The organism is Agriterribacter sp., assembly GCF_035497235.1.
In the GTDB taxonomy this organism is placed as follows: Bacteria; Bacteroidota; Bacteroidia; order Chitinophagales; family Chitinophagaceae; genus Agriterribacter.
In genome coordinates this window covers 130,435-146,327 of the sequence record NZ_DATJEB010000032.1, presented here as the reverse complement: position 1 = coordinate 146,327, position 15,893 = coordinate 130,435, and the positions used below count along the sequence as shown (strand labels likewise).

At 41.0% G+C, this 15,893-nt stretch carries 16 protein-coding genes and 1 pseudogene; 15 read left to right on the top strand and 2 right to left on the bottom strand.

Annotated elements, in window-relative coordinates:
• Positions 1-37 precede the first annotated feature (37 nt).
• The gene (locus VL121_RS09455) at positions 38-907 is read left to right on the top strand and encodes an RHS repeat domain-containing protein (RefSeq protein ID WP_325404552.1); all 870 of its coding nucleotides are present in this window, start codon (positions 38-40) and stop codon (positions 905-907) included.
• 5 nt (positions 908-912) lie between these two features.
• Here VL121_RS09455 and VL121_RS09450 read toward each other — a convergent pair whose 3' ends face one another.
• The gene (locus tag VL121_RS09450; protein WP_325404550.1) at positions 913-1,131 is read right to left on the bottom strand and encodes a hypothetical protein; all 219 of its coding nucleotides are present in this window, start codon (positions 1,129-1,131) and stop codon (positions 913-915) included.
• Between the two features lie 661 nt (positions 1,132-1,792).
• Here VL121_RS09450 and VL121_RS09445 point away from each other — a divergent pair.
• The 14 genes and pseudogenes from VL121_RS09445 to dinB all read left to right on the top strand — a co-directional run bounded on the left by VL121_RS09445 (position 1,793) and on the right by dinB (position 15,243).
• Positions 1,793-6,445, top strand: a complete 4,653-nt coding sequence (locus tag VL121_RS09445; RefSeq protein WP_325404548.1) for a YDG domain-containing protein — start codon at positions 1,793-1,795, stop codon at positions 6,443-6,445.
• 92 nt (positions 6,446-6,537) lie between these two features.
• Entirely contained in the window at positions 6,538-7,707 is a 1,170-nt protein-coding gene (gene porV, locus VL121_RS09440) for a type IX secretion system outer membrane channel protein PorV (RefSeq protein WP_325404546.1), read from the top strand.
• A gap of 204 nt (positions 7,708-7,911) precedes the next feature.
• Positions 7,912-8,283 carry a VOC family protein gene (locus VL121_RS09435; RefSeq protein WP_325404544.1) on the top strand — a complete coding sequence of 124 codons (372 nt, stop codon included), beginning with the start codon at positions 7,912-7,914 and terminating at the stop codon, positions 8,281-8,283.
• Positions 8,284-8,752: 469 nt separating this feature from the next.
• A complete protein-coding gene (locus VL121_RS09425) occupies positions 8,753-9,304 on the top strand; it encodes a dihydrofolate reductase family protein (RefSeq protein ID WP_325404540.1) in 552 nt (183 codons plus the stop codon).
• Positions 9,305-9,320: 16 nt separating this feature from the next.
• Positions 9,321-9,395 (top strand): lipoprotein, encoded by a 75-nt coding sequence (locus tag VL121_RS21690; RefSeq protein WP_414635411.1) that lies wholly within the window; start codon positions 9,321-9,323, stop codon positions 9,393-9,395.
• Positions 9,392-9,748 (top strand): nuclear transport factor 2 family protein, encoded by a 357-nt coding sequence (locus VL121_RS09420; RefSeq protein WP_325404538.1) that lies wholly within the window; start codon positions 9,392-9,394, stop codon positions 9,746-9,748. Before VL121_RS21690 ends, VL121_RS09420 begins: the two co-directional genes overlap by 4 nt.
• A 250-nt stretch (positions 9,749-9,998) precedes the next feature.
• On the top strand, positions 9,999-10,850 hold the full coding sequence (locus VL121_RS09415) for a bifunctional helix-turn-helix domain-containing protein/methylated-DNA--[protein]-cysteine S-methyltransferase (RefSeq protein WP_325404536.1): 852 nt from the start codon (positions 9,999-10,001) through the stop codon (positions 10,848-10,850).
• Between the two features lie 148 nt (positions 10,851-10,998).
• Positions 10,999-11,496, top strand: coding sequence for a 2OG-Fe(II) oxygenase (locus VL121_RS09410; protein ID WP_325404534.1), 498 nt, complete (start codon positions 10,999-11,001; stop codon positions 11,494-11,496).
• A 233-nt stretch (positions 11,497-11,729) separates the two neighbouring features.
• Positions 11,730-12,338, top strand: a complete 609-nt coding sequence (locus tag VL121_RS09405; protein ID WP_325404532.1) for an alpha-ketoglutarate-dependent dioxygenase AlkB family protein — start codon at positions 11,730-11,732, stop codon at positions 12,336-12,338.
• A gap of 317 nt (positions 12,339-12,655) precedes the next feature.
• Positions 12,656-12,904: a DUF4287 domain-containing protein gene (locus VL121_RS09400; RefSeq protein ID WP_325404530.1), complete on the top strand. Its 249-nt coding sequence runs from the start codon at positions 12,656-12,658 to the stop codon at positions 12,902-12,904.
• A gap of 37 nt (positions 12,905-12,941) precedes the next feature.
• Complete coding sequence (locus VL121_RS09395) at positions 12,942-13,091, top strand: hypothetical protein (RefSeq protein WP_325404528.1); 150 nt, start codon at positions 12,942-12,944, stop codon at positions 13,089-13,091.
• Positions 13,092-13,169: 78 nt separating this feature from the next.
• Positions 13,170-13,244: pseudogene (locus VL121_RS21685) on the top strand (DUF4180 domain-containing protein); the annotation flags it as partial.
• 456 nt (positions 13,245-13,700) lie between these two features.
• Positions 13,701-14,141 (top strand): pyrimidine dimer DNA glycosylase/endonuclease V, encoded by a 441-nt coding sequence (locus VL121_RS09390; RefSeq protein WP_325404526.1) that lies wholly within the window; start codon positions 13,701-13,703, stop codon positions 14,139-14,141.
• A 4-nt stretch (positions 14,142-14,145) separates the two neighbouring features.
• On the top strand, positions 14,146-15,243 hold the full coding sequence (gene dinB, locus VL121_RS09385; RefSeq protein WP_325404524.1) for a DNA polymerase IV: 1,098 nt from the start codon (positions 14,146-14,148) through the stop codon (positions 15,241-15,243).
• A gap of 14 nt (positions 15,244-15,257) precedes the next feature.
• Here the strand turns inward: dinB and VL121_RS09380 are convergent, their stop codons facing one another.
• On the bottom strand, positions 15,258-15,389 hold the full coding sequence (locus tag VL121_RS09380) for a hypothetical protein (protein WP_325404522.1): 132 nt from the start codon (positions 15,387-15,389) through the stop codon (positions 15,258-15,260).
• Positions 15,390-15,893 lie beyond the last annotated feature (504 nt).

Genomic DNA, 15,893 nt, shown 5'->3' with positions numbered 1-15,893 from the left:
GGCTTAAATTTTGATAAAAATAATACTTTTGCCAGCTATGAAGCATCACTTATTCCCGTTTCTCCGTTATCTTGTTCTGTTACATGCAGCCATCCTGTTTTTTCAGCAAAGCGTTGCGCAATACTATTACCACGATATTGTATTAGCCGCTCAAAATCAGCAACAACAGCAGCTATACAAAAAGAACAGGGTAGCGCAGGTAAAACTGCTCAGTTATGAGGCAAACGGACAGCCCGCGGAAAATTTCATTTGTGAAGTAACCCCCAATAACAATTATACCCAAATAAGAACCCTTACCAAAACCGATCTTACGGGTACCTCATCGCTAACTGCCTTTTACAATGCCAACGGACAATTATACCGTTCCACAGACAGCAGCAATGAATCGGTAAATAAATATGAGTACAGTTACGATATTGCCGGAAGACTATTGATTGCCGGCAATACATCGGAAGGGTTTACCAGCAAAATACAGCAAAAAGAAACCCATGAATGGAAGTATAACAACGATGGCTGTCCTGAAACAATGTTTCGTATTAAGAATACCACAGACACTACCATTGTAAAATTTGTTTGTGATGGCCAGGGCAATGTAACAGAAGAAGAAAGCTGGTGGCATAACGTTTCAAAAGAAAAAATATATTATTATTTCGATGCGCTTAACCGCTTAACGGATGTGGTGCGATACCATACCCGGCTTGCCAGACTGTTGCCCGATTATATGTTTGAATACAATGAAAAAGGACAGCTTGCTCAAATGATCGCCGTTCAGCAGGGAGGAAGCGATTACCTGGTGTGGCGGTATGAATACGCGGAAAGCGGGTTAAAGACAAGAGAACTTTGTTTGAACAAACAAAAAAAACTTGTGGGTAAAATGGAATACCAGTATATATTAAGAGACAAATAGCGGTTTTACACAATATACCATTTGCTTTCCGCATCTTTTGCGTAAGATAAGCCGTTGCTCATAACATGTATTTCCCTGCCGGAAGCGGCATCTGTATACGTTTGCTTTTCATATACCCTTACGCCGTTGTTTTCCCTTGTGAGGTACAGGATCAAGGCATGAATACCCGGCCCCACGTCATGCAGCCATTGCTCTTCACTTTCTCTTACAAATGCGGAACTCATAAAAAAAATTTATTAAAAGATACGATTTTTTGCATTTGATGCGGTACAATGGAAGAATAGACTTAGAAGAAACCTTAGCGATGTGTTTGATGAAGCGCTTTCCGTATTTCAATTCCGTTACAGTTCGATTACAAGCACATTCGGCATAAGTCGCGCCGGGATATTCATAAACGACCATGTGTTATAGGTCCACGAAACCCTGATGATGCAAATTTTAAATACTTACACAAACAAAGAAGGTCTCCAATTTCAATTTTAAAGGTAATGAAACAATACCCGATCTTAAACACCCGGGGAATAGTTTTTATTGCTTGTTTCCTGTGCAGACTGGAAGATATGCAAGACTTGCAGAGATACCCGTAATGCCTTCATAAGTACAGTCATTAGTGGTGAATGGTTATCAATAAATTGCCGAACGATATCGTGTATTTTCTCTTTCCGGTTTTATGATTTTTAAAGAGCACTCATATAGCGTGTGGCACAATTGAATTACCTAATAATATTATCCGTAGGTGTATTTAACACCTGGCATAAGTATAAACTCCTAAGAGATAAATTAATCACGGTTGTACCAAAATAAATACGCACTAATCTTGTTTTTAGACATTGTTGTCTTCTAAAATTATTTCAGAAAGCCACACAATGGTTCAACCCAATTCTTATGAATAATCTTTACCCGACCCGTTCATCCTATGGGCTGTTATATGCCTGTATCAGCAAGCTATCGTCCAAAAGTAAAATCGCACTTATTTTCCTGCTCGCCATTATCATGTACAAAGCGTCAGTTGCGCAAACTACACTTTCGGCAGGCGATATCGCTGTTGTTCGCATCAACGAAGATGGCACAGACGGCTTTTCATTGGTAAATCATGTTCCGGTCTCCGCCGGCACAAGTAATTACAGGGCTTATGCTATCAACTCAGGTGGTACAAGCTATGGTACCACTACTGCGGTGCCGGGAGCGTTATTAAGCACAAACCCGGTTATCAGTTTCTCAAATAATAGTGGTTTTAGTGATAATGTTGCATCGGACGGTGAAGGAGGTTCTATTGCTATAAGTGATTTTGATATTAATGTACTTCCTATAAACAGCGGTGGGTCAAAATTAACGGCAGATCCCATTGAATATCACGATGAAACCCAACCCGGCTGGTCGGGATATCCTGCTATCATTACTTACGGCTCCTCCAATGCACATTATGGCTGGTCTGTCCGTTCCGGCAATGGTGCTGAATTCAATCTCAAAGCCATTGATGCGCACGATTGGGGAAACTGGGAAGGTGGTACCACTTTCGTATTGGAAGCATTCAGGGATGGCGCCTCTCTTGGAAGCATAACGTTTAGTGGTAATACAAGTGGAACATATGTTCAATTAAGAGAGGAGGATCAGCTTTCTGCGATATTTAAAAATGTGGATGAGGTGCGGATGTATCAACAGGGCGGAATAAATTCTTATATTACAGTAAACAATATACAGGTTGGTCCTGCATCAGCAAGCCCACCACCAGCCATAACAGCCAATCCTCCCAACCGTACAGTGTGCGCATTGTCCAATACTACTTTTTCGGTAACGGCAACCAATGCTACCGGTTACCAATGGCAGCAAAACACCGGATCTGGTTTTAGTAACATCTCAAACGGAGGGGTATATTCCGGTGCTACAACAAGTACACTTAGCCTTGCAGGAATTACCGCGGGAATGAGTAGTAACCAATACAGGTGTGTAGCCAGCGGCTCAGGAACTGCAACGTCAAATGCCGGTACCCTTACCGTATCAAATATAAGCGCAGCTTTCGGTCAGACGAATATTGCCTGCTATGGAGCGAGTACGGGCAGCGTTACTGTTACCCCTTCGGGCGGGATTTCACCCTATAGTTACAGTTGGTCGCCCAGCGGTGGTACAGCAGCTACTGCCAGCGGGCTTGCGGCAGGCAGCTATACGGTAACCATTACCGATAACACAACCTGCACGGCTACAAAGAACTTTACAATCTCACAACCGGCAGCCGCATTGTCTGCTACCATTTCAGCTACCAATGTGTCTTGTAACGGAGGTAGCAATGGTACGGCGAGCGTTGCCGTAAGCGGAGGAACACCCGATTATACTTATAGTTGGAGCCCCAGCGGGGGAACCGGTGCAATTGCCAGCGGCCTTGCAGTGGGTACCTACACCTGTACGATTACCGATGCTAATAGTTGCCAGGTTATAAAAAGTGTGACCATTAACCAACCAACGGCACTTTCAGCTACTGCTTCTAAAACAGATGTAAGTTGTTACATGGGTAGCAACGGTACGGCGAGTGTTAGCGTAAGCGGTGGCACAGCACCTTACAGCTATAGCTGGTCACCCAGCGGTGGTACAGCAGCAACTGCAAGTGGTCTTACTGCCGGCACCTATACGGTAACAGTTACAGATAACAATACCTGTCAAACTACAAGGTCAGTTACTGTCAGTCAGCCTTCAGCGTTAACTGCTACAGCATCTAAAACAGATGTAAGCTGTTACATGGGTAGCAACGGTACAGCGAGTGTTGGCGTAAGTGGTGGCACAGCACCTTACAGCTATAGCTGGTCGCCCAGCGGTGGTACAGCAGCAACAGCCAGTGGTCTTGCTGTGGGAACATATACTGTAACTGTTACAGATAATAATACTTGTCAAACTACGAGAAGTGTTACGGTTACTCAACCCGCTTCAATTACAGCAGTTGCAACACCTGCTTCAGAAACGATTTGCAGCGGAGGCTCAACAGATATTGCGTTGACATCTTCATCGTCTGGTGCCGGTTTCAGTTGGACTGTCACTACCGTTAGCGGTAGCGTATCCGGCACATCGGCTTCCAGCGGCTCATCCATACAGCAAACACTTACCGGTAGTGGCGTAGTAAAATATACCATTATACCTAATAACGGATTATGCTCAGGCGCGTCTAAGGATATACTGGTTACAGTGAATGCACTTACCACTATAGCGCTTCATCCTTCAGGCAAAGCGATTGATGAAGAAGAAAGCACCAGTTTTTCTATAGAAGCCAATAATGCCTCTTCCTATCAGTGGCAGGTGGATGCCGGCAGCGGATTTACCAATATTTCCAATAACAGTTATTACAGTGGCGCTGCCACTGCCACACTTACCATAAGCAATGCGTTGGGTGGGATGGATGGCTATCATTACCGTTGTGTAGCAACCGGTAATTGTGCTCCGGTAAATTCCAACAGGGCCCAGCTTAGCGTGCGGGTAAGAACAGCACAAACCATCAGTTTTGCCTCAACACAAGAAAAAGTATATGGAGCTGCTGATTTTATACCTGCAGCAACCAGCGATGCAGGATTGGAGATCAGCTATAGCAGCAGCAACGAATCTATTGCGTCTGTTACTGATGGAAAAGTACATATCAAAAATGCCGGGCAGGTAACCATTACGGCTACCCAGGCTGGTAACAATGATTATAAACCCGCAGCCCCGGTTCAACAGGTATTGACGATCGCTAAAAAACAGATCACCGTATCGTTGAATGCCAGCCCTGCCATCAGCAAAGCATACGATGGCTATACAGGTATTGAATTGGCCGCCGGTAACTATGCATTGCAAGGGTCGGTAGAAGGAGATGATGTATATGTAACAGGTACTGCCAGTTTTGAAGATGGTAATGCAGGCGGGGATAAAGACATTCACGTAAGCAGTTTTATATTGAATGGTGAGGATATGGATAATTATGAACTAACCACCAATACGGCAGAAGTGAAAGGCACCATTACACGCAAAGCCATTGAAATATCCCTGCATTCTACGCCATCCATCAGTAAGGCTTACAACGGGTCTGATGAGGCGGACCTGGTGGCAGCCAATTACAGCTTATCGGGTGTTGTGGGTGAAGACGATGTAATTGTTGCATCCGGCAAAGCTTCTTATAACAACAATAAAGCAGGGTATGATAAAGAAATCACTGTTACCGCATTTGTATTGGGCGGTGAGCAAAAGGATAATTACAGTGTAAGCACTGTATCTGCTAATACCAGGGGTGATATCATCGCGAAAGATATTACACTCTCGCTTTTAGCTGAGCCTGCTATCAGCAAAATCTACGATGGTTCTGTTGAAGCAACTGTTCCAACTGAAAAATACCAGTTGGAAGGAGTAGAAGAAGGCGATAAGGTTTCAGTAAAAGGAACCGCGGTATACGATAACCGGCATGCAGGCGATGATAAAACGGTAAGCATAAATACTTTTGTGCTGCAAGGTGACGATAGAAATAATTATCACTTAACCACCACCGAAGCTACTGCCCCAGGCAGCATTAAGAAGGCAACACTGAAAGTTGAGTTATTGGCTACACCTGCCATTACAAAAGCATACGATGGCAATACCGGTGCAGTATTATTACCAGGGAACTATTCGGTGGAAGGTATTGCAGGCGATGATTACGTTGTCATAAATTATCCTGTGGCAGGCGTGTATGAAACTAAACATGGCGGGGAAGGGAAAAAAGTAACAGTAAATGGATTACAGATAACAGGTGAGGATGCAGATAACTACAGTTTAGAATCAACTACAGTCAGCGGCAATGTTGGTGCAATTGCCAAAAAATTAATTGAAGTTACTGCTATATCACAAACTAAAGTGTATGGTGAGGCTGATCCGGAACTGACCTATGTAGCAGAAGGTAAACTGGAAGGAGATCAGTTACCTGGTAGTTTACAAAGAACGGCAGGCAAAAACGTGGGCAGTTATGAAATAGAGCAGGGAAGCCTTAATGGTGGAGATGATTACGAGATTGAGTCGTTCGGGACTGCCGCATTTACTATTGCACCGGCGCCGCTGCTGATTAAATCAGAAGATAAAACCAAAAAGCAAGGTGCAACCAACCCTGTATTTACTTTCAGCTACGATGGGTTGGCGGAAGGAGATCAGCCATCTGACCTGGAGGTACAACCATCAGCAGCTACAAATGCTACTACCGGATCACCGATCGGTTACTATGATATCGAAGCGTCTGGTGCAGCATCGGGCAACTATACCATCAGTTATACAAAAGGCAAACTTACGGTTACGCCTGCCAACAATGCCAACTATAGTGTAAAAGTATGGAGCAGCAGCCCCAATACATTAACGGTAAAAATATACACCACGGTAGCGCAAAAGGCTGCGATCATCCTTTATACCGAAACTGGTCAGCAGGTGATATTGCAACAGCAGCAGTTAAACGCAGGCATCAACAGCTTTAATGTATCTGTAGCACATCTGGCATCAAGTACCTATGTGCTGGGCGTTACCGCAGAAATATTCAGGGACGCTCAAAAAGTAAAAGTGAAATAATAACATAATAATTGCTGCCTGGCAAACCAGGCAGTAATTATTTCTCTCTCTAACTTATTACAACTGCCCGATCAATCTTAAATTCAATTCAAATGAAAACCGTATATAGCAAGTTGCTGATGTCGCTGTCTGCAGCCTTTACGTTCTCCGCAGCAGCTTATTCGCAAACTGCTGAACGCATTAATATTGTCACTACATCCGTACCCTTTCTACGGGTTTCGCCCGATGCAAGAGCCGGCGCCATGGGCGACCAGGGAATATCCACATCACCCGATGCGAACGCGCAATTTTATAATGTGGCCAAATATCCGTTTATACAAAATGAATGGGGCATTGGCGCTACTTACACGCCCTGGTTAAAAGATCTTGGGTTAAAAGATGTATACCTCGCCTCGCTGGCCGCACATTATAAATTGGATGAACAACAGGTGATCTCCGGCGCTTTGAGATATTTTAACCTGGGCAGTATACAATTTGCCGATGCCTTGGGCAATGAACTCAACAAAGGCAATCCCCGTGAGTTTAGTCTTGATTTCGGCTACTCACGCAAATTGGCGGATAAGCTGTCGCTGGGTGTGGCCCTGCGATATATTTACAGCAACCTGGCTTCAGGATCATCATCGCCTTATGGCGGAGGCTCCTACAAACCCGGAAATGCCTTAGCCGGTGATGTTGGTTTATATTATACCGCAGCCAACGACAAAGGGCAGGGATGGAACGCAGGTTTGGTAATGAGCAACCTGGGTTCTAAAATTTCATATACTTCAGATGCCACGCAGAAAAATTTCATTCCTGCAAATATAGGCGTGGGAGCGGGTCATACCTGGGTAACCAATGAAGTGCATAAGATATCACTCAACGGGGAAATCAATAAATTACTGGTGCCTGCTGTGCCGGGTGCAGCAGCCGACTCGGCCGACTATGCCAAATACAACAGCGATGGTGTAGTAGATGGCTGGATGAAATCCTTTGGTAATAATGCTATGGCATACTCCCTGGGAGCCGAATATTTTTATAACGATCAGTTTGCACTGAGAGCAGGTTATTATGCCGACAGCCGTACCCTGGGTAAAAGAAGCTATTTTACTATGGGATTGGGCATCAACTATAATATTATTGGCCTGAATTTTTCTTATCTCCTGGCCTCAGGTAATGGAGTGAACAGGAATCCTTTGTCGAACACAATGCGGATTGGTCTCCTGTTTAATGCAGGCGGAGGAACAAATTCAGCCAAACCTGAAAAGGAAAAATTATCGTATTAGGATTGTACACGCCCTTCCTGGTTGAGTATAAAAGCGGTGGAAACCAACGGGTTCGATAATAAATACAAAAGGTTATAACGTGGTTTTCGTCACGTACCATTTGTCGTAAATAGCACTATTGTTGTCTTTATCACCCATCATATTTTCTAAAATAATTTGGGATCTTTATATCAGAGTTCAACTTAGGATTTGCACTTAAAAAAAATGGCAAAGAAGATTTTCATTAATCTGCCTGTAGCAGATTTACAGAAGGCAATGGCTTTTTACACCGCAATTGGGTTTACAAACAATCCTCAATTTACAGATGAAACAGCCGCTTGTATGGTGGTAACGGAAGAAATTTATGTGATGTTATTGACAAATTCAAAATTTAGAGAATTTACAAAAAAGGAAATCGGCAATAACAATGTAACTGCATCTGTAATTAATTGTTATAAAAAACAACAGCGTTTCTTTCCACAGAGTTTTGAAAGCATCACCCGAAAAGGCTTTTCGTGCTTTTTCCGATCCACTTGCCTATTCCATCTGGCTTCCACCTTATGGATTTTTGTGTACCATTCAACAAATGGAATTTAAAGTGAGGGGGGGGCAGCTACAAAATGTCATTTGTAAATTTTACAACAGGAAATGAACAGCCGTTTTGGGTAGTTTTTTTAGAAATAAATAGTAACGGATTTGTTAAAGCCACTGACAAATTTAACAATCCAATTTGCGAGGGGAAATGATAACAAGTGTGCCGTTAAAAAAAGTAATACGTGGTACAGAACTAAAAGTTTCCCAAGAAGGCATCCCATCTGCAATACCTGTGGAAATATGTTATTTGGGATGGCAGGAATTTTTAGATAAATTGATAAAATTGGCAGAGCCGGAGATTCCAGATGCATAAAGGAACATAACAACATAGCAAACAACAAATTTTTGCAGACTTCTAAAAACAGAAAAAACAGCAATGAATAAATTGGGAGTTTAAAAATAAAATTCAAAAAATCACTTCGTACTGCATTCAAAAGAAGAATAATGAATAAATGTTCTAAAAAAACAAAATATGAGAAAGCTAATTGCAGCGATCAATATGACACTTGACGGAATTTGCGACCATACAGCAGGAATTCCAGATGACGAAATACATCAGCATTACACTGCCCTTTTAAGTAACGCAGACACAATTCTGTACGGCAGGATAACATACCAACTTATGGAGTTTTGGAGAACACTGTTAGAAAACCCTTCAGAAGAAAAATCAATGAATGACTTTGCAAAGGCTATAGACAAAATTTCAAAAATTGTTTTTTCCCACACGCTGAAAAACATAGAATGGAAAACTGCAAAATTGGCAAATAGAGATATGAAAGAAGAAGTTCTAAATCTTAAAAAACAACCGGGAAAAGATATTTTAGTGGGCAGTCGGAGTTTAATTATACAGCTAATGAAACTTCATTTGATTGATGAATTCCAACTCTGTATTCACCCTGTCATTGCCGGAAGCGGTTTGCCATTATTTGAAAACATAAACGATAAAATTGTTCTTACACGCTTAAAGACAAAGACCTTTAGTGGTGGCGCAGTAATCCTTTACTACAAGCCGGCAAAAAAATAACAAGACAAAAATACCAATGAATAAAATATTTTTTGCTGCATTGATGGTTGTAGCTTTAACATCTTGCAATAACAATACAACAACAATATGAGCGAACAAAAGCAAATTGTAGAAAAATATATGGACGGATTTCGTGCAACTGATCACGAAAAAATAACATCGTGCTTAACTGACGATGTAGTTTGGGAAATGCCCGGTTTTTATCTTCATAATGGCAAAGCTGCGTTTGACCAAGAAATTGAAAACCCAAATGCTGACGGACATCCTGACATTACAGTAACCCGGCTTGTAGAAGAAGGAAACATCGTAGTTGCCGAAGGAACAGTAAATGCAAAAATGAAAGACGGAAGTAAACTTGATGCGGTTTTTTGTGATGTATTTCATTTCACAAACAGAAAAATAAGCAAGCTTACTTCGTATGTAATGTTCAGCAAGGAACCGTGACGGCAGATATAAACATAAACAGAATTACCGACCCGATAACTGAGGAATTAAAAACGGGAAACAACCCGGATCATGTTGATTATGTAATGAAAGGCCCGGAGGAAAATCGGGCAGGCGGCGTTTGTCATGCCAGAGGGGTAAACAGCGATACACCACACCATGCAAGCATCACCTGACAGACAAAACACCGCAAGTTCCGGATTTTATGGCAACGATACAGTTCTGACATTTGCAACATAAATTCAGAACGATGAACGAACAGCAACAACTTAATTACAGCCGAATTGCCGAAGCAATAGCATATATCAAAAGCAATTTCAAGGAGCAACCCAATCTTGACGAAATTGCACAAAAAGTGCATTTAAGCCCTTTTCATTTTCAGCGTTTATTTAGCGAATGGGCAGGAACAACACCCAAGAAGTTTTTGCAGTATATCAGTTTGGGACATGCCAAAATATTATTGAAAGACCAACAAGCCACGCTTTTTGATACCGCTTTTGAAACAGGGCTTTCAGGCACAGGGCGACTACACGACCTTTTCATCAACATTGAGGGTATGACACCTGCCGAATACAAAAACGGTGGTAAAAATCTTTCTGTGAATTACAGTTTTGCCGAAAGTCCTTTCGGAAATTTAATTGTGGCTTCCACGCCCAGAGGCATTTGTTATATGGCTTTTAATGATGATGAAGCCAACGCATTAAGCGATTTGAAACAAAAATTTTCCAATGCTATTTTCCAAAGAAAATTAGATTTAATGCAACAAAATGCACTATTCATTTTTCAGAACGACTGGAGCAAACTGCCCGAAATAAAACTGCATTTAAAAGGGACTGATTTTCAACTCAAAGTTTGGGAAACGCTTTTGAAAATTCCATTGGGTAAGCTATCCACTTACGGGAATATTGCAGAACAAATAGGCAATCCAAACGCTTCAAGAGCCGTAGGCACGGCAATCGGCAGCAATCCTGTTGCATTTCTTATTCCTTGTCATCGCGTTATTCAATCATCGGGAAACATTGGCGGTTATCTATGGGGCAATACAAGAAAGACCGCTATCATCGGCTGGGAAAGTGCAAAAACAGACATTGTGGAAATGTAGCAAGTTCCGGATTTTCTGCCGCAACACATATTCCAATATTTGCAACAGAACTGATACAAGGTTATAACAATCCAAACGATTACAGAAAAACGGTAGTAATGGAACGCTACCGTTTTGGCTTAGGCGAATCAAATATTTCGACTATCTGTTGCCCAACCTTATACAGCAAATCAGAACAAATATTTATCCGCACCTTGCACCAATAGCCAATGCGTGGTTTAAAGCATGGAACATAAACAAGCAATTTCCGTTACACCACACTGAATTTTTGCAGCAATGCCGGAAAAACAATCAGCAAAAAGCAACAGCTTTGATTTTGAAATATGGTAAAGGCGGACACAACACATTGCATCAGGATTTATACGGAGATATCTGTTTCCCCATACAAACCGTATTGTTTTTGAGCGAACCCGACAAAGATTTTACAGGTGGAAAATTTGTATTGACCGAGCAAATCCCGAGAACACAGTCTAAAGCCATTGTTTTGAAACCCCAAAAAGGAGATATGTTGGTTTTTACGACTAATTTCAGACCTGCAAAAGGAGCAAAAGGCTATTTCCGAGTGAATATAAAACACGGTGTAAGTGAAGTGCATAGCGGAGAACGCTATACGCTGGGGATTATTTTTAACGATGCTATAAGTTAGCAATGATATGGCACAGCGAAATATCGGATAACGGCTTACGAAGTAAAATCAAGCAACAGGTAATCTGTTTGGGTGGTAATAGCAAACTAAAAATTTATGGAACTTTGTCTTGTACTTCGGGCAAGAAAATGAAAAGGGAAAACCGTGTTTGCTTTTTGACGAAAAGGAAGCTGTTGCAAACTGCTTTCGCCCCTGCGGACATTGTTTGAAAGAAAGATATCAGAAATGGAAAAATGAAACTATTTGAAGACATCATTGACAAAACAAAAAACTGGTTGCCGCAAGACGGAACAGTAAACCATTACGGTAAGCTGTTCAGCTCAAAAGAAGCCGATAGTTACTTCGACATATTGCTAATGACGATTGCGTGGAGAAATGACGAAGCTATTCTTTTCGGAAAGAAAATCATTACCAAAAGAAAAGTAGCCTGGTATGGTGAAAAGCCATTTGAATACACGTATTCCAACACCACCAAATATGCTTTATCGTGGACAAAAGAATTGCTGGAACTCAAAAACAGGATAGAAAAAGAAACAGGAGAAACCTTTAATTCGTGTTTGCTCAATCTGTATCACAACGGAGAAGAAGGAATGGCTTGGCACAGTGACGGAGAAGCCGATTTAAAGAAAGACGGAGCAATTGGTTCACTGAGCTTCGGAGCAGAACGGAAATTTGCATTTAAACACAAACAGACTAACGAAAAAGTAGAATTGATTTTAGAACACGGAAGTTTGTTAGTAATGAAAGACACCACGCAAACATTTTGGTTACACCGTCTTCCGCCAACTAAACTCATCACTACACCAAGAATAAACCTGACATTCAGAACTATTATTCACTAACCGAAAAGAAGCGGTTGAATGGAGAGCAGCCGCCAATTGAGTAGGCGGCTCCTGACAACACAGAACTATCAGAAATCAATTATACTGGCTTTTATCGTTTCTATACGGAAATGAACAATTGGAAAAGCTTTTATCAGCAAATTTTAGCAATGGCATATTTCATTCCAAAACAGAAAAATTGAGCAATTGGTAACGCTGACAGCAAAGCAACGCTATGACTGTAAATGATAAGCATTTTTTTCTTTGGTCGTATTCGGAGTTTTAGCCGTGTCATACATTTACGATTACAAATTAAACTCTAACAAAAATTAAATATTATGTTGTTTCAAGCATACATTGACAATATCAAATCCAAGACAGGAAAGACACCTGCTGACTTTAAAAAAATGGCAGAGAGAAAAGAATTTATTATTGACGGAAAACTTAATCCTAAAACAAAAGCAACAGAAATTACGAATTGGCTCAAAGCAGAACTTGAATTAGGGCACGGACACGCAATGGCTATTTATGCAACATTCAAAGGAAAAACCCTGTTGTTGGCCGGGTTGCCCCCAACGCAATCCTAATACAAAAATGGTTTAAGAGAAGCAAATAATTTAAAAAATGAACGAACACTCAGCTATTGTAAAGGGCGACTCCGCAATAAAAACAACGAAAAATAAAGCCCAGATAAGAATCAATACAAAAATTGCCGAAATTATTACAGATAATATTGTTTTAAAAACAACTGGTGACGGATTGGATTTACTATGAAATTTATATTGCCTGGGTTTTGATAAAATGATCATTCACAAGAAAAATGTTACACCCGGCTTCTTCAACTAAAAAAACAGAATAGCTGGGAACATACTTCAAAAATTCACACAATATCAAATGCTCTTAGCTATTTTGGCACAAACTGCGTAAAAAATATTCCCTTTTCAAAATAAGCCAATATACCCCGATAAATCCGAATGAGGTTTAATTTGAATCATTTCACAGTGTCAGTGTGTCTAACGGATTATATACCTTTCATTTACCGCGTAACTTGAGGATATTTAAATACAAAAACAGGCATCTATATCAGCCTGGAAGCGTTGCAGGAGTTACACATAATTGCTAATGATTATCTTACTAAAGCAGGCTTAACTAAACTTAGTGAAAACCTTACTGCCCTTCGTAAAAAGTAACAGGTATCGGTGTGTAAAAGTTTCTCAAAAGAAGGCTTATTTCCCCTTACTCCCCAACAAAAGAAATCCTTAATTTGCAACGTTCAGGTTCACCATTGAAAAATGAGGAAAGGATTGCTGGTAACGATCCCCAGGCATTTCATAATTGCTGCTCCGGCCACATGAGTAAGTTCAAAAACAAGATAGTATAAAAATGAGAATCTGGTCATTGCATCCAAAATACTTAGATACTAAAGGTCTTTTAGCCTTATGGAGAGAAACCCTGCTGGCAAAGTGTGTATTGGAAGGAAAAACAAAAGGATATAAAAACCATCCGCAGCTATTCCGGTTTAAGCAAATGAAGCAGCCGTTGCATGCCATCAATCATTATTTATCTGAAATTTATAAAGAGGCTGCATTAAGGAATTATCATTTTGATAAAAGTAAAATTGATGATACTTTTCAACCCGTAACCATGACGGTTACAAAAGGTCAACCGGAATACGAAAAAAAACATCTGCTGAAAAAGCTGGAGGTAAGGGATAGACTACGCTTTGAGAAATTACGCCTTATTAAAATGGTTGAACCAGCTTTACTCTTTAGGGAAATAGAAGGTCCATCAGAACATTGGGAAATTCAGATCCCGGAAAACTAAAAGAATGAAAGAGGTGGAAACATACCGGAAAATCATTCACATTGATATGGACGCATTCTATGCTTCTGTGGAACAGCGGGATTTTCCTGAGTACCGGGGTAAGCCGCTTGTTGTGGGCGGTATGCCCGAAGGACGCGGCGGTGTGGTGGCCACAGCCAGTTATGAAGCCAGGAAATTTGGTATCCGGTCTGCCATGCCGTCCAAAACCGCCCAACGTCTTTGTCCCGGTGCCATATTTGTGTATCCGCGCTTCGATGCTTATAAAGCCGTTTCAAAACATATTCATGAGATATTTCATCGCTTTACGGATCTAATAGAGCCACTTTCTCTTGATGAAGCCTACCTCGATGTAACCAGCGACAAACAAAGTATAGGATCAGCAATGGAGATTGCAAAGCTGATTAAAGAAGCGATCAGGAAAGAACTACAGCTTACGGCTTCAGCAGGAGTTTCTATTAATAAGTTTGTAGCGAAGATGGCTTCTGATATGAACAAGCCCGATGGCTTAACTTTTATAGGACCATCTAAGATCGAAGCATTTATGGAAAAACTACCGGTGGAAAAATTTCATGGCGTGGGTAAAGTAACGGCAGCAAAAATGAAAGCAATGGGATTGCATACAGGCGCTGATTTGAAAAAACTTTCTGAAGCAGAGATCATACAGCACTTCGGTAAGCCCGGAAAATTTTATTACCAGATCGTGCGGGGTACTGACAATCGTGACGTGCAGCCCGACAGGGAGACCAAATCGGTTAGTGTAGAAGACACCTACCAGGAAGACCTGACAACCAAAGAAGCTTTGCTACCCGAGTTGAAAATACTTTCTGAAAAACTTGCAGAAAGGTTGCAGGGCTTTGGCTTAAAGGGAAGAACGGTTACCGTAAAATTCAAATTTCATGATTTTGTTATTATGACCCGCAGCCAGTCACTATCAGAATTGATAAATGATCAACACAGCATTTTTAATGTGGTGAAACTGATTTTAGATAAAGCACCCCTGGAAGAAAAAAAGATACGTCTTTTAGGTGTGGGTCTTTCCAATTTTGAGATGCCTGCCGAAAGAAAAAAAGAATTTACCCGGATACAATTAAAGTTATTTTAATTACGGAAAATCATTCAAAGCTCGGATGCGGCAATGAGTGCCACCTTTTCTTTATTACATATTGCAACCGTTCTATAGCCATCCCATTTGATTTCATATTTCCATCCCGGCTCATCAAAAGGTTTATCCACTAAAGTGGTCAGCATTGGGGAAAATGTTTTAGGAAGCGAAGCTTTGGGCAATTCTCTAATCTACGGGAGTTGTTCAGGTGGATTTAATTTCTTTTGGCGAGGAAAGTTTGGAAGCAGTTTTTTTATGAGTGTATATCTTTTTTCGGATTTTTTTGAGTGTCTTTGAACTGCATCGTTGCTTTGCCGTATACCCTACCCTTTGCCACGGCCGAAATCATGATAGAAGATTATTGTATCTCCTTTTTTATCCGGTATCTCCCAAAAATACAACTACACAATTTTAAAGGTGATACAACAGGGATTCAACCTGTGTGCCGTGCCATGATTTTTCAGGTGTTTCACACATTCCTTAATAATAACTTTTTTGCATGTGGAAAGAAGCGGTAAAAAATAACAAGTGACAGAAATGAAAAAACCGGTAAATCAATGACATACAGACTTTTCAGGTGGCCCGGGACTGGATTCTTTATCTATTGATAGTCAATTTATTGTAATTACAATGGGTGCAGTTTTTCCAAT

What these genes read in the sequence shown, in the direction of transcription:
- VL121_RS09455 (WP_325404552.1), top strand. Translation starts at nt 38, where the DNA reads ATGAAGCATCACTTATTCCCGTTTCTCCGTTATCTTGTTCTGTTACAT.
- VL121_RS09450 (WP_325404550.1), bottom strand. Translation starts at nt 1,131, where the DNA reads ATGAGTTCCGCATTTGTAAGAGAAAGTGAAGAGCAATGGCTGCATGAC.
- VL121_RS09445 (WP_325404548.1), top strand. Translation starts at nt 1,793, where the DNA reads ATGAATAATCTTTACCCGACCCGTTCATCCTATGGGCTGTTATATGCC.
- porV (WP_325404546.1), top strand. Translation starts at nt 6,538, where the DNA reads ATGAAAACCGTATATAGCAAGTTGCTGATGTCGCTGTCTGCAGCCTTT.
- VL121_RS09435 (WP_325404544.1), top strand. Translation starts at nt 7,912, where the DNA reads ATGGCAAAGAAGATTTTCATTAATCTGCCTGTAGCAGATTTACAGAAG.
- VL121_RS09425 (WP_325404540.1), top strand. Translation starts at nt 8,753, where the DNA reads ATGAGAAAGCTAATTGCAGCGATCAATATGACACTTGACGGAATTTGC.
- VL121_RS09420 (WP_325404538.1), top strand. Translation starts at nt 9,392, where the DNA reads ATGAGCGAACAAAAGCAAATTGTAGAAAAATATATGGACGGATTTCGT.
- VL121_RS09415 (WP_325404536.1), top strand. Translation starts at nt 9,999, where the DNA reads ATGAACGAACAGCAACAACTTAATTACAGCCGAATTGCCGAAGCAATA.
- VL121_RS09405 (WP_325404532.1), top strand. Translation starts at nt 11,730, where the DNA reads ATGAAACTATTTGAAGACATCATTGACAAAACAAAAAACTGGTTGCCG.
- VL121_RS09400 (WP_325404530.1), top strand. Translation starts at nt 12,656, where the DNA reads ATGTTGTTTCAAGCATACATTGACAATATCAAATCCAAGACAGGAAAG.
- VL121_RS09395 (WP_325404528.1), top strand. Translation starts at nt 12,942, where the DNA reads ATGAACGAACACTCAGCTATTGTAAAGGGCGACTCCGCAATAAAAACA.
- VL121_RS09390 (WP_325404526.1), top strand. Translation starts at nt 13,701, where the DNA reads ATGAGAATCTGGTCATTGCATCCAAAATACTTAGATACTAAAGGTCTT.
- dinB (WP_325404524.1), top strand. Translation starts at nt 14,146, where the DNA reads ATGAAAGAGGTGGAAACATACCGGAAAATCATTCACATTGATATGGAC.
- VL121_RS09380 (WP_325404522.1), bottom strand. Translation starts at nt 15,389, where the DNA reads ATGCTGACCACTTTAGTGGATAAACCTTTTGATGAGCCGGGATGGAAA.